This window comes from Pseudomonas sp. Pseusp3, from assembly GCF_047304225.1.
GTDB lineage: Bacteria > Pseudomonadota > Gammaproteobacteria > Pseudomonadales > Pseudomonadaceae > Aquipseudomonas > Aquipseudomonas fluorescens_CD.
In genome coordinates this window covers 1-26800 of the sequence record NZ_JBGLYV010000080.1, presented here as the reverse complement: position 1 = coordinate 26800, position 26800 = coordinate 1, and the positions used below count along the sequence as shown (strand labels likewise).

18 protein-coding genes are annotated in these 26800 nt (G+C 61.1%); 3 read left to right on the top strand and 15 right to left on the bottom strand.

Translation table 11 applies throughout. From position 1 onward, the window contains the following. Nucleotides 1-90: 90 nt before the first annotated feature. Together ACCD00_RS22895 and rep are read right to left on the bottom strand one after the other, a co-directional pair. Nucleotides 91-663, bottom strand: coding sequence for a xanthine phosphoribosyltransferase (locus ACCD00_RS22895; RefSeq protein ID WP_413427676.1), 573 nt, complete (start codon nucleotides 661-663; stop codon nucleotides 91-93). 70 nt (nucleotides 664-733) lie between these two features. Next, nucleotides 734-2743 (bottom strand): DNA helicase Rep, encoded by a 2010-nt coding sequence (gene rep, locus ACCD00_RS22890; protein WP_413427675.1) that lies wholly within the window; start codon nucleotides 2741-2743, stop codon nucleotides 734-736. 264 nt (nucleotides 2744-3007) lie between these two features. Between rep and ACCD00_RS22885 the strand changes: the two genes are divergently transcribed. Continuing rightward, on the top strand, nucleotides 3008-4681 hold the full coding sequence (locus ACCD00_RS22885; RefSeq protein ID WP_413427674.1) for a putative bifunctional diguanylate cyclase/phosphodiesterase: 1674 nt from the start codon (nucleotides 3008-3010) through the stop codon (nucleotides 4679-4681). Between the two features lie 118 nt (nucleotides 4682-4799). Here the strand turns inward: ACCD00_RS22885 and ACCD00_RS22880 are convergent, their stop codons facing one another. After that, nucleotides 4800-6197, bottom strand: coding sequence for a NorM family multidrug efflux MATE transporter (locus tag ACCD00_RS22880; protein WP_413427673.1), 1398 nt, complete (start codon nucleotides 6195-6197; stop codon nucleotides 4800-4802). A gap of 158 nt (nucleotides 6198-6355) precedes the next feature. On the opposite strand from ACCD00_RS22880, the gene ACCD00_RS22875 reads away from it, so the two are divergent. Beyond that, nucleotides 6356-7276, top strand: coding sequence for a LysR substrate-binding domain-containing protein (locus ACCD00_RS22875; protein WP_413427672.1), 921 nt, complete (start codon nucleotides 6356-6358; stop codon nucleotides 7274-7276). A gap of 32 nt (nucleotides 7277-7308) precedes the next feature. On the opposite strand, the gene ACCD00_RS22870 is transcribed toward ACCD00_RS22875, so the two are convergent. From ACCD00_RS22870 to ACCD00_RS22820, 11 genes are read right to left on the bottom strand one after another with little or no spacing between them, the layout of a single operon-like run. After that, nucleotides 7309-8772, bottom strand: a complete 1464-nt coding sequence (locus ACCD00_RS22870) for a vWA domain-containing protein (RefSeq protein ID WP_413427671.1) — start codon at nucleotides 8770-8772, stop codon at nucleotides 7309-7311. A 56-nt stretch (nucleotides 8773-8828) separates the two neighbouring features. Further along, nucleotides 8829-9335 carry a hypothetical protein gene (locus tag ACCD00_RS22865; protein WP_413427670.1) on the bottom strand — a complete coding sequence of 169 codons (507 nt, stop codon included), beginning with the start codon at nucleotides 9333-9335 and terminating at the stop codon, nucleotides 8829-8831. A 4-nt stretch (nucleotides 9336-9339) separates the two neighbouring features. Beyond that, nucleotides 9340-10077 carry a hypothetical protein gene (locus ACCD00_RS22860; RefSeq protein WP_413427669.1) on the bottom strand — a complete coding sequence of 246 codons (738 nt, stop codon included), beginning with the start codon at nucleotides 10075-10077 and terminating at the stop codon, nucleotides 9340-9342. A gap of 34 nt (nucleotides 10078-10111) precedes the next feature. Continuing rightward, on the bottom strand, nucleotides 10112-11656 hold the full coding sequence (locus tag ACCD00_RS22855; protein ID WP_413427668.1) for an SUMF1/EgtB/PvdO family nonheme iron enzyme: 1545 nt from the start codon (nucleotides 11654-11656) through the stop codon (nucleotides 10112-10114). Continuing rightward, a complete protein-coding gene (locus ACCD00_RS22850; protein WP_413427667.1) occupies nucleotides 11646-12869 on the bottom strand; it encodes an ABC transporter permease in 1224 nt (407 codons plus the stop codon). The genes ACCD00_RS22855 and ACCD00_RS22850 overlap by 11 nt, the downstream gene beginning before the upstream one ends. Beyond that, on the bottom strand, nucleotides 12853-13554 hold the full coding sequence (locus ACCD00_RS22845) for an ABC transporter ATP-binding protein (protein WP_413427666.1): 702 nt from the start codon (nucleotides 13552-13554) through the stop codon (nucleotides 12853-12855). Before ACCD00_RS22845 ends, ACCD00_RS22850 begins: the two co-directional genes overlap by 17 nt. A 10-nt stretch (nucleotides 13555-13564) precedes the next feature. After that, nucleotides 13565-15556 carry a vWA domain-containing protein gene (locus ACCD00_RS22840; protein WP_413427665.1) on the bottom strand — a complete coding sequence of 664 codons (1992 nt, stop codon included), beginning with the start codon at nucleotides 15554-15556 and terminating at the stop codon, nucleotides 13565-13567. Further along, a complete protein-coding gene (locus tag ACCD00_RS22835) occupies nucleotides 15556-16578 on the bottom strand; it encodes a hypothetical protein (RefSeq protein ID WP_413427664.1) in 1023 nt (340 codons plus the stop codon). Before ACCD00_RS22835 ends, ACCD00_RS22840 begins: the two co-directional genes overlap by 1 nt. Before the next feature lie 3 nt (nucleotides 16579-16581). After that, entirely contained in the window at nucleotides 16582-19293 is a 2712-nt protein-coding gene (locus ACCD00_RS22830) for a putative virulence factor (RefSeq protein ID WP_413427663.1), read from the bottom strand. Then, on the bottom strand, nucleotides 19290-22355 hold the full coding sequence (locus tag ACCD00_RS22825) for a virulence factor SrfB (protein WP_413427662.1): 3066 nt from the start codon (nucleotides 22353-22355) through the stop codon (nucleotides 19290-19292). The genes ACCD00_RS22830 and ACCD00_RS22825 overlap by 4 nt, the downstream gene beginning before the upstream one ends. Nucleotides 22356-22372: 17 nt before the next feature. Next, on the bottom strand, nucleotides 22373-23746 hold the full coding sequence (locus ACCD00_RS22820) for an SrfA family protein (RefSeq protein ID WP_413427661.1): 1374 nt from the start codon (nucleotides 23744-23746) through the stop codon (nucleotides 22373-22375). A 266-nt stretch (nucleotides 23747-24012) separates the two neighbouring features. Between ACCD00_RS22820 and ACCD00_RS22815 the strand changes: the two genes are divergently transcribed. After that, nucleotides 24013-25224: an aldose 1-epimerase family protein gene (locus ACCD00_RS22815; RefSeq protein ID WP_413427660.1), complete on the top strand. Its 1212-nt coding sequence runs from the start codon at nucleotides 24013-24015 to the stop codon at nucleotides 25222-25224. A gap of 6 nt (nucleotides 25225-25230) precedes the next feature. Here ACCD00_RS22815 and ACCD00_RS22810 read toward each other — a convergent pair whose 3' ends face one another. Then, a complete protein-coding gene (locus ACCD00_RS22810; RefSeq protein WP_413427659.1) occupies nucleotides 25231-26724 on the bottom strand; it encodes a YifB family Mg chelatase-like AAA ATPase in 1494 nt (497 codons plus the stop codon). Nucleotides 26725-26800 lie beyond the last annotated feature (76 nt).

Genomic DNA, 26800 nt, shown 5'->3' with positions numbered 1-26800 from the left:
AAAGCGGTGTGTCAGTCAAAGTTGATGTCGACTGACACACCGCTTTCGCGAGCAAGCCCGCTCCCACACTGGTTTATGCGGTGTGGCGGATCAGTCGATAAAGGTCACGACACCACCGGCCAGCGACTTCACGCGAGCCAGCGACTCAACGCGATAACCCTGCGCATCCAGCTCCGCACGACCGCCCTGGAACGACTTCTCGATCACGATGCCCAGGCCCGCCACGGTGGCGCCGGCCTGTTTGATGATCGAAATCAGTGCCTGGGACGCCTTACCGTTGGCCAGGAAGTCATCGATGATCAGCACGCGGTCGCTGCTGGTCAGGTGGCGCGGGGAGATGGCCACGGTGCTTTCGGTCTGCTTGGTGAACGAGTACACGGTCGCCGACAGCAGGTTTTCGGTCAGGGTCAGGGACTGATGCTTGCGGGCGAAAATCACCGGCACGCCGAGGTTCAAGCCGGTCATGATCGCCGGGGCGATGCCCGAGGCTTCGATGGTGACGATCTTGGTGATGCCCGAATCCTTGAACAGCGTGGCGAATTCGTCGCCGATCAGCTTCATCAGGGCCGGGTCGATCTGGTGGTTCAGAAAGGCGTCGACCTTCAGGACCTGATCGGAAAGCACGATGCCTTGTTCGCGAATTTTCTGGTGCAGTGCTTCCATGAAGCTTTCCTCTACTGGCACGGTATGCGCCTAGCTTGTCAAAAAGTGTTCGATTAAAAAGTGGTCAATTCTAGCGCTTTAACATCGCGCGTATATCCGCCAATGCGTTGTTGCCGCGCACGGCTTTGACTTCGGTCGGTGTGTCATCGTTGCCTTCCCAGGCCAGATCGTCCGGCGGCAACTCATCGAGGAAGCGGCTCGGTGCGCAATCGATGATCTCGCCGTACTGCTTGCGCTTGGCGGCAAAGGTGAAGGCCAGGGTCTGGCGCGCGCGGGTAATGCCCACGTAGGCCAGGCGACGCTCCTCTTCGATGGTGTCGGCTTCGATGCTGGAACGGTGCGGGAGGATTTCCTCTTCCATGCCCATGATGAACACGTAGGGGAATTCCAGGCCCTTGGATGCATGCAAGGTCATCATCTGCACGCCTTCGGCGCCGTCTTCCTCTTCCTGCTGACGTTCCAGCATGTCGCGCAGGACGAGTTTGCCGATGGCGTCCTCGACGGTCATTTCGCCGTCTTCGTCTTTTTCCAGGGTGTTCTTCAGCGCTTCGATCAGGAACCAGACGTTACCCATGCGGTAGTCGGCGGCTTTGTCACTGGAACTGTTGGTGCGCAGCCAGTTCTCGTAGTCGATGTCCATGACCATGCTGCGCAGGGCCGAGATCGGGTCTTCGCCGGCGCACTGCTCGCGCACCCTGTCCATGAAGCGCTTGAAGCGCGACAGGCGATCGGTGAAGCGTGAGTCCAGATGCTCGCCCAGGCCGATCTCGTCGGTGGCGGCGTACATCGAGATCTTGCGCTCGGTGGCGTAGTTGCCCAGCTTCTCCAGCGTGGTCGAACCGATCTCGCGGCGCGGCACGTTGATCACCCGCAGGAAGGCGTTATCGTCGTCCGGGTTCACGATCAGGCGGAAGTAGGCCATCAGGTCTTTGACTTCCTGACGTCCGAAAAAGCTGTTGCCGCCGGACAGGCGATACGGCACCTGGTGATGCTGCAACTTCAGCTCGATCAGCTTGGCCTGGTAGTTGCCGCGATAGAGGATCGCGAAATCGCTGTAAGGCCGGTCGGTGCGCAAGTGCAGGCTGAGGATTTCCATGGCCACGCGCTCGGCTTCGGCATCTTCGTTACGGCAGCGGATCACGCGGATCTCGTCGCCGTGGCCCATTTCACTCCACAGCTGCTTTTCGAATTCGTGGGGGTTGTTCGAGATCAGCACGTTGGCGCAACGCAGGATGCGGCTGGTGGAGCGGTAGTTCTGCTCCAGCATCACCACTTTCAGGGACGGATAGTCGTCCTTGAGCAACATCAGGTTTTCCGGGCGGGCACCGCGCCAGGCGTAGATCGACTGGTCGTCGTCGCCTACCACGGTGAACTGGTTGCGTTTGCCGATGAGCATTTTCACCAGCAGGTACTGGCTGGCGTTGGTGTCCTGGTATTCGTCGACCAGCAGGTAACGCACCTTGTTCTGCCACTTTTCCAGGATGTCGGTGTGCTCTTCGAACAGCTTCACCGGCAGCAGGATCAGGTCGTCGAAGTCCACTGCGTTGAACGCCTTGAGCGTGCGTTGATAGTGGGTGTAGACGATGGCGGCGGTCTGTTCCTTGGGGTTGCGCGCGTTTTCCAGGGCCAGGGCCGGCAGGATCAGGTCGTTTTTCCAGGCGCCGATCATGTTCTTGATCTCGTCGACGCCGTCGTCGCCCGAGTATTCCTTCTGCATGATGTCGGTCATCAGGGCCTTGACGTCGGTCTCGTCGAAAATCGAGAAGCCCGGTTTGTAGCCCAGCCGCACGTGCTCCTTGCGGATGATGTTCAGGCCCAGGTTGTGGAACGTGCAGACCGTCAGCCCGCGACCTTCACCGGCGCGCAACAGGGTGCCGACCCGTTCCTTCATCTCGCGGGCGGCCTTGTTGGTAAAGGTCATGGCGACGATGTACTGGGCGCGGATACCGCAGTTCTGGATCAGGTGCGCGATTTTGCGCGTGATCACGCTGGTCTTGCCGGAGCCAGCGCCGGCGAGCACCAAAAGAGGGCCGCCGACGTAGCTCACGGCTTCTTGCTGCCGGGGATTGAGTCGGGACATAGGTAAATTCAGGAGTCAGTCACAAAATGGGCCGGCATTTTAACAGGCTCAGCGAATTGTGCTGCTCTGTCCGACTTGTGACGTACCACGCTATCTGTAATTGCCGGTTTTGTTACTTTCACGCAGGATGCGCAACGAATTTGCGGCTAATGTTCGTAATTCCAGATACAAAGGGCTCGTTTGGATAACTCATGTCGTTGTCATTGGTTATCGGAACGGCATAATGCCCGTCGCCTACATCTTTGCAGAGTCTAGGGAGCTAGCTTGTCTACGCCTGTCGAACCCTTGCGTTTGCTGCTACTGGCCGAAGAGCCAGCGTGGGCAGCGTTGTTGCGCGAGTGTCTGGTTCCTATGGGGAGCTCGGCCGTGCTCATCAGCGCGCCGAGTTGGGAGTCGGTCAGCAGCCTGTTCGATGACAACCGCAGCGCGGTGTTATTGACCATCCCGCAACTTCAACCGGCGCCGGGCCGTTGCAGCCTGCCGACGGTGTTGCTGCTCGACCATGAGCCGCTGATTCCGCCCGACGGTGTGAGCGACTGGCTGGTGCGCGATCTGCTCGATCCCGGCATGTTGCGCCGCTGCCTGCGCCATGTGCGCGAACGTGGCGTGCTGGAAAACACCCTGCAACGCCTGGCCGAGCAAGATCCGCTGACTGGCATCGCCAATCGCCAGGGCTTCCAGACGCTGCTGACAGCGCGGCTGGCCGAAAGTGACGGTCGTGGCCTGGCCCTCGGTCATCTCGACCTCGACAACTTCCGTTACGCCAACGACGCCCTCGGCCATCAGGCCGGTGACCGCCTGATCCTGCAAGTGGTGTCGCGGCTCAAGAGCCAGCTCGAGGCTGGCGATCAACTGGCACGCCTGGGCAGCGATGAATTCGCCCTGCTGATCGACACCCGTCGCGCTCCCCAGCGTGCCGAGTGGATGGCCGAGCGCATCAGCGAAGCGCTGGCCGAACCTTATTGGATCGACGGTGAAAGCCTGTTGATCGGTTCCAGTCTGGGTATCGCCCACGCTCGTGCCCAGGCCGGTGCGGACCCGCTGATGTGGCATGCACATATCGCCATGCAGCAGGCCAAAAGCACCCAGGGCTGCACCTTTCACATTTTCAACGAACGCATCAACCGCAATGCCCGCAGCATCGCCGACCTCGAAACCGAGCTGCGCCGGGCGCTGCGCCGCGATGAGCTGGAATTGCATTACCAGCCACGGCTGAACCTTGAGGACGGGCAAATCGTCGGCCTCGAAGCCCTGGTGCGCTGGCGTCATGCCGAACGCGGCTTGTTGCCGCCGAGCGAGTTCGTGCCACTGGCTGAGCAAAGCGGTCTGATCGTGCCGCTGGGGTACTGGGTGATTTCCCGGGCCTTGCGCGACATGCAGGCGCTGCTTGAGCTGGGTTTGCCGCCGTTGCACATGGCGATCAACCTGTCGTTCCGGCAGTTCCAGGACAGTCAGTTGCTGTCGACCCTGAGTCGCCTGATTGCCGAGCGCGGCGTCGAGGCGCAGTGGCTGGAGTTCGAACTGACCGAAACCGCCGTGATGCGCCGCAGCGATCTGGTCAAGCAGACCATGGACGCCCTCGGGCGTCTCGGTGTGCGCTTCTCCCTCGACGACTTCGGTACCGGGTTTTCATCCTTCGTGCACCTCAACAGCCTGCCGATCACCTTGCTGAAGATCGACAAGAGCTTTGTCGGTGGCATGGAGCAGCGGGAGGAAAACCGCAAACTGGTCCACGCGATGATCAATCTGGCGCACAACCTCAACCTTGAAGTGGTCGCCGAAGGTGTGGAGTCGCTGGAGCAACTGGAGCTGTTGCGCGGGTTTGCCTGTGATCAGGTGCAGGGGTATCTGATCAGCAAGCCTTTGCCGCTGGCCGAGCTGGTGGACTATTTGACGTTTGGCTCCAGTCAGCAGCCGGTGCTGGACATCGTGAGCTGAGGTTGCCACGCAACCCTGTAGGAGCGAGCTTATTCGCGATAAACCTGAGAACGCCGCGGGGCACCTGCCAACCAGCGTTATCGTTGACGACCATCGCGAGCGAGCTCCTACAGGGGGCTCAGTCAGGCTGAGCGACTTCGAAGCGCTGCTCTGACCCCGGCTCGCGCTTGATCATCCGCTTCATCTTCCACTCAAACCCCAGTGTCAGGCTCACCGCCGCACACGCCAGGCCCAGCGCCAGGCCCCACCAGACGCCCGTTGGCCCCCAATGCAAGTGGAACGCCATCCACCACGCGGCCGGAGCGCCAATCAACCAATAGCATCCCAGGCCGACGAGGAACGTGGTCTTGGCATCCTTGAGCCCGCGAATGCAACCCATGGCAATGGTTTGCACGCCGTCGAACAACTCGAACCAGGCCGCCACCGCCAGCAGGCTCACGGCGAGGTTGATGACATCGGCAAACGCCGGGTCGTTGTGGTCGAGGAACAGGCCGACCAACTGGTTTGGCAACAGCCAGAAGACCATGGCGAAACACAGCATCGCCGCCGCCCCGAAGGCAATGCCAACCCGCCCGGCCAGCCGCGCATCCAGCAGTTGTCCGGCGCCGTAGTGCTGGCCGATGCGCATGGTGATGGCATAAGAAATACCCGCCGGGACCATGAACGCCACCGAAACGATTTGCAGGGCAATCTGGTGTGCACCCAGCTGCGTGCTGCCCATGGTGCCCATGCACAGCGCGGCGAAGGCAAACAGCCCGACCTCCACCGCGTAGGTGCCACCAATCGGCAGGCCCAGACGCCACAGTTCCTTCAGGTACTGCCGGTTCAGCCGTGACAGACCCTGGCGCAACGGATACGCCTTATATGCCGGATGCCGGCGAATGTGCCACGCCAGCGCAAGCGCCATGAGGTTGGCGACAATCGCCGTGACCAGCCCGATGCCCATCAGTCCCGGTTTCGGCAGGCCGAACATCCCGGTAATCAGTGCATAGTTGAGCAGGAAGTTGGCCACGGTTCCGCCCAGGCTGATGACCATCACTGGCGTCGCACGGCCGATGGCGCTGGTGAACCCGCGCAGGGCCATGAAGCTCAGGTAGCCGGGCAGGGCGAACGGCAGGAAGATCAAGAACTGCCCGGCCATCTGCACGTTGCTTTCGGTCTGGCCGAACAGCAGCAGCACCGGTTTGAGGTTCCACAGCAGCAGCCCGGCGACCAACGCCATCAGCCATGCCAGCCACAACCCTGCCTGCGTCAGCCGGGTGGCCCCGACAATATCGCCGGCACCCTGACGGATCGCCACCAGTGTGCCGACTGCCGCGATCACGCCGATGCAGAAAATCGACACGAACGAATAGGTCGCCGCGCCGAGCCCGCCACCGGCCAGCGCCTCGGGACTCAGACGCGCCATCATCAGGGTGTCGGTGAGGACCATCAGCATGTGTGCCAACTGCGAGGCAATCAGCGGCCCCGCCAGCCGCAGGATGGCCCGGAGTTCAGTACGTGCTGGATGCTGCATGGTCATCACGCTCGATTATCAAAGGAAACAGGAAAGGGTTGATTCTCGGCGCTCTGCGAGGTTTGCACAAAGGGATAAAAAGGATGGGTAGCATGAGTCAGACTCATGCTTGGGAGTTTCTGGTACGGTAGCCGGATTACGCTATAGGAGCTTTCCTCATGTCTCGTCGTCTTCCTCCCTTATATGCCTTGCGCGCATTTGAAGCGGCGGCGCGGCACAGCTCGTTCACCCGCGCCGCCGAAGAACTGTCGATTACCCAAAGTGCGGTCAGCCGGCACATTCGCACGCTCGAAGAGCATTTTGCCTGTCGGTTGTTTCACCGCAGCGGGCGCAACTTGCAACTCACTGAGTCGGCGCGGTTGATCCTGCCGGGCATTCGTGACGGTTTCACCGCCCTGGAGCGCGCCTGCAATACCTTGCGCGCCGAAGACGACATCCTGCGCATGAAAGCCCCGTCGACCTTGACCATGCGCTGGTTGCTGGCGCGGCTCAGCCGTTTTCGGCACCTTCAACCGGGCAATGAAGTGCAGCTGACCAGCGCCTGGATGGACATCGACTCGGTGGACTTCAATCAGGAACCGTTCGATTGCGCCGTGATCCTCAGCAACGGGCATTTCCCGCCGGACTGGGAGGCTACTTTGTTATTTCCAGAGGAACTGATTCCGGTGGGCGCGCCGAATCTTCTGAACGATCAGCCTTGGGACGTCGCACGCCTGGCCAGCACCGAACTGCTACACCCAACGCCCGACCGTCGCGACTGGCGCAGTTGGCTGGAGCGCATGGGCCTGACCGATCAAGTCTCACTCAAGGGCGGCCAGGTGTTCGACACGCTGGAGCTGGGAATGATCGCCGCCGCCCGAGGCTATGGCGTGTCCATGGGCGATTTGTTGATGGTGGCTGAGGATGTTGCGCAGGGACGTCTGAGTTTGCCGTGGCCGACGGCGGTCGCCAGCGGTGAGAATTATTACCTGGTCTGGCCGAAAACCCGCCCCGGAGGTGAGCGTTTGCGCCGCCTCAGCGTTTTTCTCTTGGGCGAGGTTCGGGCCATGGAGTTACCGGCGGTCGAGCACTTGAGCTGAATCATCGCGGGCAAGCCGGATCAGTCCCCAAGCTAGTCGCACTTGGCATTGCTGGATACTTCCTTGCTCGCCTGTTTCAACAGGTTACCCAACTCAGCCGCATTGGTGCTGTTGTAAACCCGACCTCCGGTGTTTTCAGCAATACAGCGTGACGGGCCGCCAGCACCGATTTTCACCACGTTGACCCGCAGGCGCGGTTGTTCCCTGGCGATTTGACGGGATACCGCGCAAACGTCCTGCCCGCAACCGTCTTCACCGTCGACGAACATCACGATAACCGCATCGTTATTGCGCCCGTCGACCGTGCTCGCCGCGTGGGCCAGGCTGTCGGCCAGCGGTGTGCCGTCATCGGGAACCAGGCCTCGAATCCCGTTGATCAGCCGCGGGCGGTCGCCGAACTTGAACAGACCCTGGTCCGGTGTTCTTTCGCAGCCGGCGAAGGTGATCAGGCGTGTGTCGATCTTCGGGTCCAGCCCGTTGATCATGCCGGCCAGCGAGTCCTTGGCGATGTCCATGCGGCTGGGTTTGGCGGTAAGCCGCATGGTGCGGTTCGGGTCCAGGAGCTTGTTGATGTCAGGACCGTAGAACCAGTCCTCGTCGGCTTTCACTGACTTGATGTTCAAATCCATGGAGCCCGAAGTGTCGAGCACCACCACGAACTGCGGAACCTCTGACTTCGGCGCTGTTTTGCGACATGCGAAGTTGTCCAGCGTCGGGGCTGGTGGCGGGGCAGCCACTACCGGTTTTGGTGGTGGAACCGGTTTGGGTGGCGGAGTCGGCTTGGGTTCAGGTGCCGGTGCCGGTTTTGGTGGCGGGACCGGCTTGGGCTCCGGTACCGGTTCTGGCGTGGGCTCTGGAGCCGGAACAGGTTTCGGTTCCGGCTCCACGACAGGCGCGGGGACAGGCTCAACCGGTTTCTCAACCGGCGTCACTACCGGTGCCACAGGCGCTACAGGCGGAACCACGACAACCGGCTCACGGTGCAGGAACCACCAGAGCCAGAGCGCCAGAAGCAGCAACAGCAGCGCGAGCAAGGCCGCCGCGATCCACCAGCCACGACGCGACGGCGGTAGGACGGGCACGACCGGCGGCATGATCGGTTTGGGCGGACGCTGGTTCCAGCGCACCACCAAAGGCTCACCGTTGAGGCTGTAGAGTTTGTCCAGCTCAGGCGTGCCGAGCAGGCTGCGCAGGTCATCCGCTTCCGTCGGTTGACCGCGTTTTTGCAGTTCATCCGCCAGCTGTCCGAGGGACGTCTGACGCACCTCATAGGTTTGCAGCAAACGTCGTTGCGCGTCCTCGTTGAGATCGGCATAGGGCGTGGGTTGGCCGCCCAGTTCGGTCCACCATTCCAGTACGTCGCCGCTGCCCATCCGCGGGATGGCAAACAGGCTGGCGACGGTCGGCGGAAAGTGTTTCTGGATGAGGGCGACTTTGGCTTGCAGCGCACTCATCCCCTCCGATGTGGCTTGCGCATCCCTGATGACCCGCTGCATGACGACGATTCCTGAAAAAGTGCAGGCATCCATCGGGATGCTTGCAGGGTGAAAAGTTACTCTTCGTAGCCGAGGCTGAATTGCAGCTGGTTGACCTTCTTCTGCAACGTTTTCAGCTCTTGCTGCTTGGCCGCCAGCGTCGCGGGCGTTGATTTGGTCGTTGGCGCCGCTTGCGAAGCCTTGAGCTGCTTCTCGAGGTCGGCAATCTGCTTCTGCACCTGGGCTTCATTGCCACGCCGGGCCTTGAGCGAGGTCAGCAGTTGCGCCAGCGACTGATTCAACGCCGCCTGGGCTTTCTGCTGGCTGGCCAGATCGGTCTTGGTGCTGAGCTGCTGGGCCTGAATGTTCTCGTACACCTGGCGGAACATTGCGTTTTGTTGCCGGGACTCGTTCAGTGCCAGTTCCTTCTGCTTGACCTGATCGCTGTAACCACCGGAGTAGTCGCAGTTCATCTTGGTCAGCATGCTGCTGTCGCGATTGGTCGCATCGCATTCGCCGGGCTGGCTCGCGCAACCGCTCAGGGCCAGGACGGCAGTGATGAGCATCAGTTGTCTTGGCGTCATAGGCTTAACCCAGGGTGATTGCGGAGCGTTGGCTGTACAGAGCGTCGACTTCCTTCTGCAGGCTGACGACTTTCTGGTTCATTCTTTGAATGTTCATCTCCACTTGCCTGATCTCGGCGCTGGAGCCTTGTGAACGCTCGGCGTCTGCCACTTTGCTGTACTCGGTGACTTTGGTACGCATGTTGGCCAGGTCTTTACGCAGGCGCGCGATGTCCGAATCGATCCCGGCGATTTGCGCCTGGGCCCTGCTCTTGTCGACTTTCTTGTTGGCAATGTCCTTTTTGATCTGGGCAATTTGCGCATGGTCATCATTGATCACTTGCTGAGCGGTCGCAGTCCGGGCGATCACGTTCTGCGTGTCTTGCTGGACGTCGCTGTTCATCTTCGCCAGGCGGGTGGAGGTGTCGGCGTATTCGGCGCGACGTTGATCCAGGTAATAGTTCGCGCCCATGGCCACGCCACACGCGGTAATACCGGCGGCGATGACGCACACGGTTTTGTTGTTGCTGTTGGACAGCGCGCAAGCGAGGATGCCGACACCGGCGCCGACGGCGCAGGCCTGGTATCCGGACTTGCTGAAGAACTCTGCGTCATTGCCCTGGGTCAGGCGCGGGTCGGCACCGCCGCCTTCGCCGTCGTCCAGCATGGAGCTGCCGGTGTTGGCGCAACCGGTCATTAGCAGGCTGCCGGCGACTACGAAAGCGATCTGTAGCTTGAAGCGAGTCCAAAGGCTGCGCGACATGGTGAAACTCCTACGTAACGGTGTTGACGCATTGTTATTGAGTGACGGTTTTGCAGCTGGTCAGCCAGGCTTCAGTGTCGATTTTCTGCTTTTGCAGGAACGCCTTCTGATTGGCCCAGTGGGTGCGCAAGTAAGGTTTGAGGTCTTGCAGCTGTTTGTTGCGGGTGATGATTTCTTCCATCACCGGGACTTGCGTTTCAAGCAGTGGCTGGCCGTACAAGGTAGCCGATTCCACCAGGCTGCTGGCGTAGTAACGGCTGAGTTTGTGCAGGCGATCCTTTTGCTCCTCGAGCTTGCCTTTACGCATGTCGCAACTGGCGTCTTTGTCCGCGCCTTCGCAATTGAGCTTGTAGTTCTTTTGCAGGAAGTCCACGTACTGGCCGTCGTCGAGCATCTTGGTGCACAGGAACGCACCCAGGTTGAGGCTGGCGCGGATCGCCTGATCGCGGGTTTCTTCCTGCTGCTGATTGCTGGCGCGCAGCTGGTTCTCCAGGGCCTGGAGCTTTTCCTTGAGCGCTTTGTCTTCGACGCCCGAGGCGAGGCTGTTCAGCGATTGTACGGTGCCTTTGTCGGCGGATTCGGTTTCCTTGCTGCCGGTGCCGAGTTTCTTCCAGCTGCTTTCGATGCTGGCGACCCGTTCGCGAGAGGTGAGGGTCGGGGAGACCAGCACCAGTCGCAGGCCGGTGGTCTTGTTTTTCACCTGGCCTTCGGCATTGTAATACGGCTCTTCCTTACGCAATGCAGTACGCAGGTCGGCCTGCGCGGTCAGGTAGTTTCCGCCACGGACGACGTAGCCACCGGCCTGACCGTGTTGGCGGTCGAGTTTGTTCAGGCGAAACGGCTCGAACATCATTTCGTCGACGTTACCGAGCATGTCATGCAGGCCCAGCGGGTTGGGCTTTTGCAGACCGGTCAATTGCACTTTGCCGTTGGACGATTGCGCCCCGGCGAACCACTCGTAGGCGTTGATGCCTTCTGGCATCGGGTAGTGCGTGTCGCGGAATTCAGCGGCACCGACTTCCAGCCCGCCGCGGGCGGCGAACTCCCATTCGACTTCGGTTGGCAGGCGCAGGAAACCCTGGGCGCCGTCTTCCTTGGGCAGCTTGCCGGCGGCGTTTTTGCGCAGCCACAGGTTGTATTTGTCGGCGGCCTCAATGGCTTGCACCCAGCTCACTGCCGTTTGCGGCAAGCGCATCTTGGTGGCGGCGGCGGGGCAGGTTGCTTCGGTCAGCGCGGCGTATTGCAGTTGACTCATCTCGTACTTGGCCATCAGGTAGTAGCGGGACTTGTCGTTCTTGGCCCCGGTAAAACTGCCGGCGATAAAGGTCGGGCGGGTCTGCTCGACATAGCCGTATTCCGCGCCGTCCTGACCGATGCTGATCGGGTAGTCATCCAAGGGACCTGCGACCGGAATGAACACCTTGCGAAACACCATCGAGCCTTCGCAGGGCATCGGCAGCACGACGTCGCCAGCCTCGGGCATTGGGTTGTAATACTTCTCTTCCCAGCCCGCCGCCGAGGCATCGAGCAAGTAGCCGAGGCTCAGGGGTAACAGCAAGCCAAAACGTTTATAGCTCACGCAGACTCTCCGCAGGTTGGATGTTGATGGCTCGCAGGGCGCCGATCATAGCCACCAATGCAGCGACCAGGAAGGTCAGGAGCAGGGCGGCAACGCCGTGCCAGACAGTGATGTGGCAAACGAAGGTACCGGTGGTCTGGCTGCTGCCGAGCAGGTAGTCGAACAAATGACTGCCCACGGCATAAAACCCCAGCCCGCCCACGTAGCCGGCCAGACTCAGCACCAGCGCTTGCAGGACTACGAAACCGCCGACAGCCCTGCGTTTGAAACCCAGCAGGCGCAGGACCGCCAGGCTTTTGCGTTTACGATCGATGTTGGCCAGGAACGCGCCGACCATCGACGCTACGCAGCCGATCAGCGCCGCCATGGCGATCACACCGAAGATCAGCCCCAGCACATGGTTGATGGCCTTGACGTTGTCGATGTCGGCCAGTCGGCTCGACGTTTCGATGTGTTGTTCGTTGAGCCAGTGTTCCAGCGGCGCGACCTGATCGATGTCGCGCGCATACACGCGGGCGCGGGCATACAGCGGTTGTAGATTACCCTGAGGCTTGCCGGTGGTAACGCCGAACTCACTGACCTGATAACCGTCGCGAAAGCGCTCCAGATCCAGCAGCAGCGGCGGGGCGACAAACCCGGCAGCGCGACCGAAGCGGGCGCCGTCGAGCACGGCCAGTACCGTCAGCGCCATCTCGCCGCGTTCATTGACACCTTCCAGGCGGCGCAAGGCCCGCAGTTGCACGCTGTCGCCGGCCTTGGCCTGCAAGCGTTGCGCTGCGCTGGCGCTGAGGATCACTTGATTGCCGACGGGGTTGAGTGACGCCAGGTTCAGTTGTGGGTCGCCCGGCTCGGTGGCGATGATTTCCGCACCTTCGACAAACCGTTGCATGCCGATCAGCAGGTCAGCCTGGGTATTGAGCGAGCGAGTCTGGCCGAGGGCAAAACCGGTCTCGGGGCGCAGGCGCAAACGCTCGATCCAGGCCGTGTCGTAGTTGCCGTTGCTGAGCATCTTCACTTCAAGGTTGCGCGGGTCGCGTAGCAGTTCGTCCTGCAGTTGGCTGACCACCCCGTGTTTGAGCCCGAACAGCAACAACAACGGCGCGATCACCGCCACCAGGGAGGCGGCGATGCACAGCGAGACCTTGCGGTCGTGCCAGAGGTCTTGCAGTGCCAGTGAGCCCAGCAGGTGCAAGCGATCAGTCCATCGGTTCAAACAGAGTCTCTCCCTGATGGCTGATAGCGCCGAGTCGCGGCAAGCCGAAATTTTTCAGCAAGGTCCAGTCATGGGATACAACGAGTGCACTCAGGCCCATGCCCGACACCAGGCTCAGGAGCAACTCGAACAAACGCCGGGCGCTGTGAGGGTCGAGCGCGGCGGTCGGCTCGTCGGCCAACAGCAGCAGCGGTTCATGGGCAATTGCCCGAACGCAGGCAACGCGCTGGCGTTCGCCGATCGACAAGGCCTGAGGTTGTTTATCCAGCAACCCTTGCAGGCGCAACACGTCAACGGCGTGGTCGATGTGATCGCTTTTTGCGGGCATCCCGAGCAAACGGCGCGGCAGGCTGATGTTGTCCCGCACGCTCAGGAACGGCAGCAAACCGCCGCTCTGCAAAATGAATCCCAAATGCCGTGAACGCACCGCTGCAAGAGCAGGCTGGTCGTCAGTGGCCAGCAGTTGGGCGATATCCTGAGCGTGCGTCGGGCCCAGCCGGAAGCGCTCGAGTTCCACCGGCGCGAGCAACAGGCCGATGGCTTCGAGCAACGTGCTTTTGCCACTGCCGCTCTCGCCGGTGATGGCGAGGATTTCCCCGGCACCGATCCGCAAGTGCGGCAGTCGCACGTGATGGGCCTGTGCGCCTTCACCACGGCGCACCAGCAGGTTCTTGATATCGAGCATGGGCGTCTCGTTAAGGCATCATTTCCAGAGGCACGGGGTAGACGTTGTCCCGCGCATCGCTGTCTTTGGCTAAAGCTACCCAACGGTCGACATCGGCGTTGTAACGCTGGTAATGCCGCAGTTTGGTGTTCAGCGTGCGGATGAATTTCTCTTGTGCCAGACCATCCCAGCTCTTCCAGGTCTCTTCATCCAGGTTCAGCACTTCACTCTGATAAGGCAGGTCTTCGAGGTATTCACCGAGGACGCCCATGTCCGCCAGTTTGGCGTTGCTGTTCTGTTTGAGCTGATTGGGATCGGCGCCCATGGTCGCCGCCACCGAACGCAGGCGATCGAACATTTCCGTCGGCGAAATCAGGCCTTCGTTGGCGGCATCGAGAATCTGCTTCATCACGTCGCTCAAGTCGCTGAGCTGTGACTTGGTCAACAGCACCCGCACGTCGGTGGTCGGGATGTTCTGCTTGATCAGGTCGCGGTCGGTGATCCATGCCTTGAACACTGGCGGGGCTTTGCTGTTGGTCTTCTCGCCGAGATAGGCGAGTTGCATGGCGTGGCCGATCAGCGCTGCGTCTTCGAGCATTTTTTTCTCGGCCGGGTCCTGCTTGGCGTTCGCCGCACTGCCGATGGCGTCTTCGCCCATGTAGGCGGCTTTGACTTGTGTAGTGATCGCCCCGGCCAGTGCGTCGACCTTGCGCCCGAATTCCTGCACATCGCCAGCGTTCACCGGGTAATACAGCGAGGTGTTGGTGCCCGGGTAGGTCGACAGGTTCTGGTACTGCGCCTCGGCCTTGGCGTGGTCCTTGGCTCCGGCCGGGGTTTTCAGGTGCAGGGTGTAAATCGCCACGCCCGGGTTGGCGGCTTCGATACGCACCTGTGTAGCGCTCAAGCCGGTCTTCGACAGCTTGTCTTCGCCTTCGATGGCGCCCGCATCGGTGATCAGCACCACATAGCGTGCGCCGAACTGGCTCCAGTCGACTTTGTCGATGCTCTCCATGACGCCGGCAAACGAGTCTTCATCGAAGCTGCTGCTCGACACGGTGGCCTGCTTGAGGTCTTTGATCCTGGCGAAAAAGTCGGCGCTGTCTTTCACCTGCGTCGGGTCGGCGTACATCTTGGTGGTGTATTCCAGCCCCGGCACCGCCTGGGTGTTTGAGCGGAAAGCCACCAGGCCGAACTTGACCTGTTTGCCGAGATTCTGCGCTTCGATCTTCTGGTAAACCTTGCGGATCGCTTCGCGGGTGCGGTCGATGTAGGGGTCCATCGAGATCGTCGAGTCGATGACAAATACCACGGCCGCGCTGAATTCCTTCAGCTGGTTGGCCTTTTTCTCTTCGGCTTCCTTGCTGCCGGCAGCGCTGTTTGCAGCACCGCCCTTGGCGTTCTTGTCATCCGGCTTGCTGACGGAGGCGACGTTGAGCAGGCGCGTGCGGAAACCGCTTTCGGTCATGACTTCTTCGCCACTGAGCACCGGCAGCAGGTAGAACTGCTTTTGCAGGTCGACGAAGTATTCAGGTTCTTCAGCCAGTACGCCCGGTGCTTGCTGGCCCTTTTTCAGCGTGGCCCGCAGCGGCGCGACTTTGCTGACCGGGTCCGGTGCATCAAGAATGCCTTCGACGGTGGCGCGGTCCTTGAAGAACAGCAGCCGGTCGCGGTTGGCCGGATTGGTGAAGGCCAGCGTCAGCTGCATCTTCCAGTCGGTGGTGCAGCTGGCAGGCAGCCAGCCAATGGTTTTGCCGTAGCTGTCGGGGCCGACTTTCAGCCACTCGGCGTTGTTCGCTTGGGCGCGCTCGTACACATAAAAGCGGCTGAAGACCGGTTGTGCGTCGCCTGCCGCACCGCCCGCCGTCGGGCTGACTTTGCAGCCCGGCGTGGTCAGCACGCGTTGGAACAGGGTCTTTTTACCGGCCTGGATCAGCGGTTTGTCATCGGCCTGGGACAGCGGGCTGATGCACAGCGCCAGTAATGCGGCACCGCTCAGCAGGAATCGACTCAGGGGCGAACGCATCACTTCTGCAACTCCTCGAAGCGCTGCTTGGCTTCGGCGTTGTTCGGGTCCTGGGTGAGGATGGTTTCATACCAGTAGGCGGCGGTGGCGTTGTCCGCGGCCGGGAAACACTCACTGGCCTTCAGGTATTTAGGGTCGTATTCGCGGGCATAGGCGTTGGCGATCAGCGCGTCACCGGCCTGGGCACGGTTGGCGTACAAGCGCTGGGCGACGCCGCAGTGCTTGCCGGCCTTGGCCTGGTTGATGATCTCCAGCAACCTGGCACTGTCGGGTGCCGCCTTGATGCAGGTCTGGACGAAGGTCAACTCGGGCAGGCTGTTCATGCTGTCGAGGGTGCAGGCTTGAGCGTCGGCGCTGGCGGGTACGGCGGCAGTGGCTGCAACCGCAGGGGCCGGGGGACGTTTGTAGAACCAGAACCCTGCGCCCGCCGCCAGCAGCAACACCACAATCAACAGGCCGATCAGGCCTTTGTTGCTTTTCTTCACCGGTGCGGGAGGCGGCGCGTAGGCGGGCTCGGTGAGCACTGACTCCAACTCCACTTCTGGCTCGGCGGTGGACAGGGTCAGTTCAGGCAGCTCCGGGATCTCAGGGCTCTCCGGTGCCGGTGCGCTCGGCGCCGTCAGTTCGGCACCGCCGTAAGTCGAGCGTGTCTGGCCGCCGGCCGTGGACGGCAGCAAGCCGACGCCTGGCCGAACCACGCCTTTGTCGGCGTGGCCTTGGCTCTGTTCGCGCAGTTCGATCTGGAATTGCGAGTTGGCGCCGCCTTCCAGCAGCGGGTCGACCACGCGCGGGCCGACCTGCGTTTCCAAAGCTTCGCCGTTGGCCGTGAGGTTGAAACGCGAGACCTTGAACCAGAATGGATTGTTGCTCCAGACCTTGTGGTCCTGAAGGTAAAAACCGTCCTGGTTGCGCTGAATGGAAAACTCCAGCTGTTCCTCGCCACCCTGCCATTTCTTCACGGTGAGGCGGGCCTGGCCAGGCACATTGGGCTCTAACGCGAGCAGGTCGACACGAATTGGCATTGCTTATCTCGCTGCGAAGGCTGTGAGCACTTGGCCCAGCCGTTCGTTCTGTTCAGGGGTTATTTCACGTCCGGCACCATGGCCGGCATTGTCCTGCGTGATGTAGGCCAGGCCCGAAAGCCAGTCGCCTAGATACCGTTGCGCCTGATTGGACGGTTGCGCCGGCAGTACGGGCACTTGTCCGGGGCCAATGTCGGTGTAGAACGAAAACAAAGGCGCCTTGGCACCGGCGCGGCTGTTCGGACGCTCGCTCACCGGCTTCTGGAGGTAGCCGAACCAGGACACGAAATCGCGCAGCACGCGCTGCACTTCCAGTACCTGGCGTTCGACCAGTTGATCGCGCCGCGCGCCACTTTGTGCACGCTTGAGGACGGCGCGGCTCAGTTGCCCCGGCAAGTCCTGGCGATAGCCGGCGGTGATCAGTTCATCGACCACCGCTTCCAGCAAGGCCTTTTCCAGCCCCAGCAGGTTGAGCAGGCTTTGCCGGGTGGTCAGTTCACGCAGGTGCGCGATCCAGGCCTTGAAGGCCGCTTTGGCAAAACGGTGCTCGTTGCTTTGCAGTTCCGGCGCCGGGGTGGCGGTTTTGCTGCTGACCGGCACGTCTTGGCTCAGGTCGTCACTGAAGTCGAAATCGAAACCGGCGTCGTTGCCGTACAAGCTCTGGCTCGGTGTCGGGGTGGCCGGTTCGTCGTTCACGGCCGGCTCGTCATCGGTTTCGTACACGCCGCTGAGGTACAGGTCGCGCACCTCTTCGCTCGGCATGTCGAGTTGATCGATCAATTCGCCAAGCACCGCCGGGCGACGGCCCAGGCCCGTCAGAATCATTTGCGCCTTGGCTTTCTTGGCGGCTGCGGCGCCGTCGTCGTCAGCGTGGTACCAGGTGCTCAGGCCGTGAGTGGTCAGGCCTTCGAGGCATTCGCTCAATTGCTCGCGGATACGCTGCAATTTGAATTCGATATTGGCCACGCCTTTGAAACTGCCGCTGAAGTGGCTGATGCCACCGTCATCGTTGCGCAGCATTTCTGTCCAGGCGTTGACCGGGTTCTTGATGTGTTTGCACACCAGAGCGTTGCTGGCGAAGCTGGTGCCCAGCGCACTGACACGTTCCTGATAGATGGCATTGAGGCCGGTTTCCGCACCGGTCGCGTCTTGCCCGATGAATGCCGCGTCCATACGCGGTTTGCGCACCAGGTAGGTGTTCTGGAACGGTGTGCCAGCCCAGTCGTTCATCCAGCTCAGGCTGCCGAAGCGCTCCAGCATGGTCAGCTTGACCATGCCGTTCCAGCTCTCGTCGTACTGATCAGGCGTCAGGCTCAGGGAGTTGGTGATGCGCAGGTCGAGCATGGTCAGCGCCCAGATCAGGCCGGTATCGCGCTTGCTGCGAGCGGCCGAGTCGGCGCCCTGGGTTTTTTCGATCCAGCGGGTCAGCACCGGGCCCACGTCGTTGACGTCGCTCTGCTTGGTCGAACTGGTGCAGACCACCAGTGCGTTCATTTCCTGGTTGTCGGTGTAGCGTTCGAACAGGTAGGCGACCTTGCCGCGCAGGATCAGCTGGGAAACGGAGTTGTCCTTGGCGGTCGATTGCGGGTCGTTGGAATCGGCGATCTCGTGCAGTTTCTGGCGCCCGCGATAACCGGGGAAATCCAGCAGGTCGACCTGATTGACGATGTCATCCACTGGCGCTTCGATCAGGCGGAAGGTCATTTCGGCAGTCAGTGCCGCCAGTTGCGCGACCGCGATCGCCTGACTGTTTTGCAGGCGATCGCCAACCAGCGGTCGAACATCGATCGGCAAGTCCAGCGGGCTGCCGAAGCGTTCGAGGATGTCGACGTTCATGATGCTGTCGCGCTGGCTGTAGGTGTCGTTGTCGAAACTCACCAAGGCCTTCAACGGTGCGAACACGGTCTCGGGCAGACCCAGCTTGTGCAGCGCGCCGGCCAGTTGCTGGTACACGCGCGTCAACTCGCTTTGCTCACCCCAGAGGATCGAAAACAGCTCGGCCCGTTCCTGGAAATTCAGGCGTGGCGCCAGTTGCAATGCTTTGGGCCAGTACAGGTGCTCAAGCTTCTTCACCGAGTTGCGGAAGTTGTCGCGCAGGTAATCCCACAGCGACACCAGATCGTCGGCGTTGACGCCCGTTTGCAGCGGGCCGGTTTCGCGGCCTTCGAACGGTTTGAGCACGCGCTGGATGCGTTCTTCATCGATCTCGTAGGAAATCCGCTCAAGGTCGAAATCCTTGAACCAGGCGTTGGCGAGAATCTTCGCCAGTTCGATTTCCTTGAACAGCGTGAGTTCTACCGGGAAGTCATTGTCCTGACTTACCGTCGCCCGACGGCTGAAGCGAGTTACCAGGCCGGTGGCTTCCTTGCCGCCACCCACCGGGTTGATGTGCTTGATGAAGTCCAGGCGATGGCTGCCGAACTCGGTTTCCAGCTTGCCGTTCTGACCGGCGGCGAGGGCCGAAATCAGGTAGGACTTGCCGGCCTGGGACAAGCCGAAAAAGCCAATGGTCATCGGCGTGCAGGCCACGCGACCGAGGCTTTGGGCCAGGTTGCGGGCGCGGTGCAGGCGGATGTTCAGGTTGTCGGCTTCGCTGTCCAGGCGCGGCGCATTGCCACGCGTCTGGCCAATCCAGTCCAGCGCCTGACCGGCGCCTTCATAAACAGCGGCCCAATTGGCAGAGAGCTGAGTTTGATCGGGGGTCAGGTCATTCATTTGCGTTTCACACTTCCACTGTCGAGCCAGTACTTGGTCTCGCTCAGGCCGGCGTCGAGCATGGTGTTGAGTTCCAGCTCGAGGTCGCTGCGCGGGTTGAAGTTGACGTTGTTACTGTTGGATTCGATATCGCGAACCGAGAGGCGGTCGCTGACCAGATCTTGCTTGCGCGTGTATTTGTCCGCCGGTTTGACCTCGAACCGCACCTTGAGCAGCGGCGCGCTGCCGTCTTCACCGATTGCCCGGGAAAACTTCTCCCGACCCGCCTTGGTGAACCGCAAGGTATACAACGGCGAAGCGGCCCAGCGGTCAGCGGCCAACTGGCGGAAACCGAGGCGCAGATCGCCGCGCATTTCCAGCTGTGGCGTGTCCGCGGCGTCGCCAACGCCAATTTCCGGCAGCTTGATTTTGTAGTCTTCGGACTGGATGTCGCGGTACAGCACGTCGGCATCCTTGATCACGTTGTTCAGGTCGATGACGCCGATGTGCTTGACCGTCGAATACGGCTTGAGCGCCGATGCCCGGAAGTAGAAATTCGGCACGCTGTGGTTGGCGCACAACAGGCAGAGCATGGCGCCGACCGAGGCGGTGCTTTTCGGGTCGTCGATCCGGCCGTTCCTGTGAAACGGATACCAGCCGCCGGTGCGGTAGTTTTGCAGCGCCAGAATACGCCCCGGTGGCAGTGGCAACACCTTGCGAATGAACGCCTGGATGCCGGGAAGGCGCGAAGGGCGGCCGGTCAGCAGCAAGACATCACACGGGTAATGCGCGACCACTTCACACAGCGCACCAAGGATCTTGGTGATGTTGATCTGGTCGTTGAGGAACGCGGCATGCAGCTTTTGCAGGTCGAAGCTGATCGGCGCGGCATACAGGTCGAAACCGCTCTGAGCGCCGACATCGCGACGCACGGCGACATTGACGTAGTCGAGCACGGTCTGGCTGATTGCGTTGTCACCGAGCAGTTGGCGGTAGCTTTGCGGGATGACTTCTTGCGGAACCTGCGGATCGTAATGCTCGTACGCCTTGAGTAGCGCCAGGCCCAGCGGGGCGAACACCTGGAGGTTCAATTGCTGACGCAGGATCATGTCCTGGGCACTGACCGATTCATCGCCACACAGCCGTGACATCAGTGAGTTCGGGGCTTTCACGCCGGCGTTCTGCAAGGCTTTTTCGAAACTCGGCAGGATGAAGTCCTGAATCACGTCCAGCAGGATGTCGTCGCCGGCCACCTTGAAACCATCGCGAAAACGCTGTTCGGGCACGATGTGCACGTTGCTGCCGCTGCCGGTATTGCCCGCGCGGTCGAGGCGATAGTCGGTGATCACCAGGTCGGTGGTGCCACCGCCAATGTCGATGGTCGCGAGGGTGATGCGTTGGCGGTCGGCTTTGTCCGGCCGGGCGATGGTGTCAAAAAACTCTTCCGGGTGACCGGCGAAGTTCTCGTTGACCTCGGTGTACAGGTACACCAACTGGCCGCAGGACGCTTCGTCCCATTCCACACGGATACTCGGGATCGGCGTGCGCGGGCTGACGGCCTGTTCCTGATGTGGATCTTCCTCGCCGGCATGCCAGCCGAGGCTTTTCCACACCAGGCCGATGGCTTGCAGCATGCGTTCGTTGAGGATGCTGCGCTCGGCCTGCGGCATGCCCGGCGGCACGGTCAGGGTAATGCTGTTGAGCTGGCGCGGCACGCGGGTGTGACCCTGGCGGGAGCGCTGGGCCGGGCTGTTGATTTGCGACAGCGCCTGGGCCAGCACTTCGGCGAGCATGAAGGTCATTAGCGAGCTGCGTGAATAACGCGGCATGAACACCGGCAGACGATCGTCTTCTTCGAGGCTGTATAGCGCCTCGCCGGTTTCGTTGATCAGGTGCGAGAACGGCGCGGCGGTGGCATACGGCTCGTTATCAGTCTTGATGTACGAGCAGTTGAAACGCCAGCCGTGGCCATAGGCGTTTTCGTCCCACAGATAGCGTTTCGGGCTGGACAGGCCAGTGGAGCCTTCGGTGCCGCGACGACGACTGGCCAGACGACTGGCCTCATTGCCGACGCGGGCAATCGTCGCCCACTGGAACGCATCGTGACGACCGCTCTTGACCGAGCAGTGGTCCTTGCCGAAGTACGCCTGGGAGAACTCCACGCGGCTTTCAAACGGCAGGTTATAGGTGTGTTCGGGGGTGATCAGGTCGCGCAGTTCCAGCACGTAGTTCTGCTTCAGCCCGGAGCCGGCCTGACCGTGGTTTTCGATCAGGATGCCGCAAGTGCGCGAGTTGCCGACGTCCAGCACCAGGTCCACCGGAATCGGTTTGACCAGGCCATTGCTGTCGTTGGCGACCACTTTCAGCTCGGGGATTTCAACTTTCGCCCGGGCTTTCGACTGCTGGGCGGCTGACGGTTTGCTCAACAGGCTGAGCAAGTTGAGGTAGTGCGCCAGGTGATGGTTGGCGCGGATGTCGATGTCCAGCTCTGCGCGCGAACGGTGGGCATTGCCCTCATTGAACACTTCCAGCAACCACTCGTTGACCCACGGCTGCGCCAGAAACCAGCGGGTTTCGCTAGCCTTGGTCGCCAGTTTGAAAGACACGCCGGAGCTGATGTCTTCTTCGTTTGGCGCCAGATATGCAGTGCCGTCACGCTTGGGCATCACACGGCTGTCGAACGCCATCGTCAGGCGGTGGGTGTTACCGTCGATGTCGGGAGTCGCCAGTTTCACCAGGCGCATGCGCGACCAGTTGGTCGGACCCTCGTCGAAGCGATGCGGCGGCATGAAGCGGAAAAACGGGGTCGGCAGCCAGATGCCGTCGAGCAAATCGAGGCTGCTTTTCATGTCGACGCTGAACGCAGGTTTGGCTTTTTCGACCTTTTCCGGTTCGGGCTCGTAGAAAAAGAAGTCTTTCTCTTCGTTGTACGCCAAGCGGCAGATCAGCCCGCTGATCATCGGTGCGAACTCGCCCGCCGGCTCCTTGCGGGGATCCAGGCGCAGGGCGAAATCCATGAACTGGATGCCGGTGTCGCTGACCAGCGTGACGGTGTCTTCGAATTGAGTGACTTCAGGCAACATGTCGGGTTATTCCGTTTTTATTCGGCCACTTGCCGCATGGACATGGGGAATTGTTCTTTTCCGTAACCGCCGGTGCAGTCCGCGACGGTGGTCGCCCCTTTGCGGCAGTTGACCTTGGGCATGTCGTAAGTGCTGCCATCGCCGCAAACGGCCTGGCCCTGGCTGTCGATGGCCAGGCTGCCACCCTTCATAGTAGCGCTCACCGGCCCGCTACATTTCGAGCCGTCGGCCTGGTGCACGGTGACTTGGCCCTTACCGTCCTTGAGCTGGTATTCCAGACGCAGCGGCTTGCCGGTCCGGCGGTCCTGTATCCCGGCGCCTGCGCTGTACTGACCATCGAGAAACCTGGCGGCACCGTCGGCGGCGTCTGGCGGGATGCTCAGGGGAGGGCCGGGTTTTGTGGCGGCGGATTTTTCTGCTTCGGGCGATGTGACATCCGGCGGCGCGGTTTTGTTTTCGGGGGGCGTGGTTTTGTTTTCGGCTGCCGGGTCTTTGGCCGGGTCTTTGGTCAAGTCGGCGGGTGCTGCGTCAGCCTCGTTGCCTTCGACTGCCGGCGCCTCCACGTCATGGGTTCCGGTCACGGCGGTACCGGTACCGGTGCCGGTTGCAGTGCTGGAGCCTACAACGGTGCCTGTCACCGGGACGCCATTCAGCGTCGTGACATTGCCGGTCACTGGCGGCTCTTCCAGCTGTTTTTCCACCGGCACGAGGCCCTCGGGCAGCAGGTCTACCGCCACCAATGGAATCGGGACGCAACCGCGCAGGCCAAGCAACAGCCACAAAAGCAGCAGCAGGAGCGGCAGCAGCAACAGCCACCACCAGCGACGCCACCACGGACGAGCCACCACGGGCACGGCGGGCGCAACAACAGGCGCTTCGACCACGGGTGGCAGCGGCGCAACCTGATAGAGGCAGTGCAGGGGATCGCGATTGAGGTCGGTACCTGCGTGCTCGAAACCCCAAAAGGTCAGCACCGGTTTGCCTTGCACCAGGTACACGAAGTTTTCGTCAGGGATATGAATGACGCGCTTGAGCAACTTACCGAACACGGCTTTGTCGCCTTGCTGCTGTTCGCCGGAATCAGTACCCAGGAAACGCTGGCTCAATTCTTCGAGCGCGGTCTTCAGGGCTTCAAGCTGGCGGCGGGCAGGGGCGCGTTCTTCTTCGGTCGCGCTGCTCCACGGAATCACATCGCCGTCGAGGGCGCTGTACCAATCGATCTGGTTGCCGAGTTCATCGCTCTGAGGGATGGCCAGATGATCGACCAAATCGGGGTTCTTGCGGCGAATGGCTTCGCGCAATTGCAGGGCTGCCCGGTAGACCGGTTGACCTGTTTCGCCGAGTGCAGTGAATGACCCGCTCTTACCGCTGCGTAATAGTGCCCCGCGCATTCAAACTCCATACGATCCGTTGCGCAAAAATGACAGACAAATGTGTCTGTACTTGCTCCTGCATTTAGCGGGCGACCTTAATATCATCATGATATCACCGCCAAACTGCCGGAGGTTCAAACCTTATGAGACTAACGTAAGCATGCGGAGGTTGCATAAGGTCAATTTTAATTGGCTTGGGAAGGCTGGGGCGTAAGCTTTTTAAGCTTGCTGAATCGTTTCATCAGCGCTATAAAAAATGCACAACTCCAAGAAAGGCTTCCCCCATGACCTCGCTCAAACTCCTCGTTGTCCTTGGCGCGCTGTCCGCCTCCCACGCCATGGCCTGGGATTACGTCCTGCTCGACAGCGACAAAGCCGCGCAAAACTGGCAGATCACCAGCCAGCAACTCGGCATAAAAACCGACCAACCCTTCAGCGTCACCCTGCGCACCTTGCACGGCGGTCGGCAGGAGGGCGTCAGCATCGTCGACATCGATAACGGCACGATGAAACTCTCGGTAGTGCCGACTCGCGGCATGAACGTCTTGCAGGCCTCGGTCGGCAATGTGCGCATGGGCTGGGATTCGCCGGTCAAGGAAGTGGTCAATCCGTCCTTCATCGAACTCAATGGCCGCGGTGGTCTGGGCTGGCTGGAAGGTTTCAATGAGCTGGTCACCCGCTGCGGCTACGAATGGGTCGGCCACCCGGGCGTCGACAACGGTGAACTGCTGACTCTGCATGGCCGCGCCGCCAACATCCCCGCCAGCAAAGTCACCCTGCACATCGATGAAAAACCACCGTACGCCATCACCCTGCGCGGCGAACTGAAAGAGCAGGCGTTCAAGAAGGTCGACTTCTCCGTTGCGACCGAACTGGTCACCGAACCCGGCAGCGTAGTGTTCGCCCTCAACGACACCCTGACCAACAACGGCGACTATCCGAAGGAATACCAGGCGCTGTATCACAGTAACTTCAGCACCCCGTTCCTGGAGCAGGGCGCCCGTTTCGCCGCGCCGGTGAAACAGGTGTCGCCGTTCAACGACAAGGCCAAGGGCGATCTGCCCGACTGGCAAACCTACCGCGCACCGACCAAGGACTACGACGAGACGGTTTACAACGTGGTGCCGTATGCCGATGCCAAGGGCGATACATTGACCGTTCTGCATAACAAGGCCGGCAGCCTGGGTGTCTCGGTCGGCTTCAACACTCAGACACTGCCCGTGTTCTCCCTGTGGAAAAACACCGATACCCGAGGCCAGGGCTATGTCACGGGGCTGGAACCGGGAACAAGTTTTTCCTACAACCGCCGTTATCAGCGGCCACTGAGCCTGGTACCGACAATTGGGCCGAAGGAACACAAGCAGTTCCGCATCAGCTACAGCTTGTTGGCGGATAAGGCGGCTGTGGATAAGGCCTTGAAGCAGGTGAGCGAGATTCAGGGTGGGCGGGAGACTGAGGTGCGGCAGACGCCGTTGGTTGACCTCACCAAGGGGTGACGCTGACTAGAGTGTTGTCGGCCGATATTGCAGTGCCTCGGCCAAATGTTCGCGTCTGATCCCGTCGGCTTGTTCAAGGTCCGCCAGCGTGCGTGCGACCTTGAGCAGTCGATGGGCTGCTCGCAACGACAGAGTTAAACGCTCGCAGGCGGATTCCAGCCAGTTTTCATCGGCTGTGGATAACTTACAGTGCCGGCGTAGGCCTGGCAGGTCGAGGAAGGCATTCGCGCAACCTTGGCGTTTGTGTTGCCGCTCTCTTGCATCGGCAACCAGCTCGGCGGCGGTGGCTGTATCGTCGCCGGGCTTTAACGCAGGATTCAGCGCCGTGGCTTCGCGTGCAACCGTCAGGTGCAGATCGATGCGGTCCAGCAGCGGCCCCGACAGCTTGTTGCGATAGCGTTGAACCATGTCTGGCGTACAGGAGCAGCGGCCGCTCGGTTCGCCGAGATATCCACAGGGGCAAGGATTCATCGCTGCGACCAGTTGAAAGCGCGCCGGGAAGCGTACGCGGTCCTTGGCGCGGGAAATCACGATGTGGCCGGATTCCAGTGGCTCTCTCAACACCTCCAATACCTTGCGATCAAATTCCGGGAGCTCATCGAGGAACAGTACACCGTGGTGGGCGAGGGTGATTTCGCCCGGTTGTGGTTTCGAGCCGCCACCCACCAGTGCCGGGCCGGAGGCAGAGTGATGTGGCTGGCGAAACGGCCGCTGCGGCCAGTGGCTCAACGGCGAACAACTGACGACCGACTGAATCGCCGCCACTTCCAGCGCTTCGTTTTCGGCCAGCGGCGGCAGCAATCCCGGCAAGCGGCTCGCCAACAGGGTTTTCCCCGTTCCCGGCGGCCCGCTGAACAACAGGTTGTGAGCACCAGCGGCAGCGATCAGCAGCGCACGCTTGGCCGCGAGTTGCCCCTGCACTTCATTCAAGTCGGGGTAGGGTTTACTGGCGTAGAGCAGGCCATTGGAGACATAAGGCTCAATCGGCGTATGCCCATTGAAATGCGCGACGGCCTCAAGCAGATGGTCCACGGCAATCACTTTCAGTCCAGAGGCAAGGCACGCTTCCTCGGCGTTCGCTCGCGGCACCATCAACCAGCGCCCGGCCTTGCGCGCCGCCAGCGCCGCTGGCAAAACCCCTCGAACCGCCCGCACGGCACCTGATAGCGCCAACTCCCCAAGGCATTCCGCATCATCGAGCGTCAACGTCGGCACCTGCACACTGGCTGAGAGAATTCCCAGGGCAATCGCCAGATCGAACCGCCCGCCATCCTTGGGTAAATCCGCCGGCGCCAGATTCAACGTGATCCGCCGCGCCGGAAATTGCAGCCCCGAATTGATGATCGCACTGCGCACCCGATCCTTGCTTTCCTTCACCGCCGCTTCAGGCAGCCCGACCATGGTCAGCGATGGCAAACCATTGGCCAGGTGGACCTCGACGGTAACAGCAGGCGCATCCACGCCAATCTGGGCGCGGCTGTGGACGATGGAGAGGGACATGGTCGTTCCTTGAGATGACGGGGGCCGCTTCCTGCGGGTTTTTGAAGGGTAGTCGGGGGAGGAGAATCTGGTGGGG

Excerpts from the sequence above, each read along its gene's own strand:
- ACCD00_RS22895 (WP_413427676.1), bottom strand. The coding sequence starts at position 663 with ATGGAAGCACTGCACCAGAAAATTCGCGAACAAGGCATCGTGCTTTCC.
- rep (WP_413427675.1), bottom strand. The coding sequence starts at position 2,743 with ATGTCCCGACTCAATCCCCGGCAGCAAGAAGCCGTGAGCTACGTCGGC.
- ACCD00_RS22880 (WP_413427673.1), bottom strand. The coding sequence starts at position 6,197 with ATGCAGCATCCAGCACGTACTGAACTCCGGGCCATCCTGCGGCTGGCG.
- ACCD00_RS22875 (WP_413427672.1), top strand. The coding sequence starts at position 6,356 with ATGTCTCGTCGTCTTCCTCCCTTATATGCCTTGCGCGCATTTGAAGCG.
- ACCD00_RS22870 (WP_413427671.1), bottom strand. The coding sequence starts at position 8,772 with ATGCAGCGGGTCATCAGGGATGCGCAAGCCACATCGGAGGGGATGAGT.
- ACCD00_RS22865 (WP_413427670.1), bottom strand. The coding sequence starts at position 9,335 with ATGACGCCAAGACAACTGATGCTCATCACTGCCGTCCTGGCCCTGAGC.
- ACCD00_RS22860 (WP_413427669.1), bottom strand. The coding sequence starts at position 10,077 with ATGTCGCGCAGCCTTTGGACTCGCTTCAAGCTACAGATCGCTTTCGTA.
- ACCD00_RS22845 (WP_413427666.1), bottom strand. The coding sequence starts at position 13,554 with ATGCTCGATATCAAGAACCTGCTGGTGCGCCGTGGTGAAGGCGCACAG.
- ACCD00_RS22840 (WP_413427665.1), bottom strand. The coding sequence starts at position 15,556 with ATGCGTTCGCCCCTGAGTCGATTCCTGCTGAGCGGTGCCGCATTACTG.
- ACCD00_RS22835 (WP_413427664.1), bottom strand. The coding sequence starts at position 16,578 with ATGCCAATTCGTGTCGACCTGCTCGCGTTAGAGCCCAATGTGCCTGGC.
- ACCD00_RS22830 (WP_413427663.1), bottom strand. The coding sequence starts at position 19,293 with ATGAATGACCTGACCCCCGATCAAACTCAGCTCTCTGCCAATTGGGCC.
- ACCD00_RS22825 (WP_413427662.1), bottom strand. The coding sequence starts at position 22,355 with ATGTTGCCTGAAGTCACTCAATTCGAAGACACCGTCACGCTGGTCAGC.
- ACCD00_RS22820 (WP_413427661.1), bottom strand. The coding sequence starts at position 23,746 with ATGCGCGGGGCACTATTACGCAGCGGTAAGAGCGGGTCATTCACTGCA.
- ACCD00_RS22815 (WP_413427660.1), top strand. The coding sequence starts at position 24,013 with ATGACCTCGCTCAAACTCCTCGTTGTCCTTGGCGCGCTGTCCGCCTCC.
- ACCD00_RS22810 (WP_413427659.1), bottom strand. The coding sequence starts at position 26,724 with ATGTCCCTCTCCATCGTCCACAGCCGCGCCCAGATTGGCGTGGATGCG.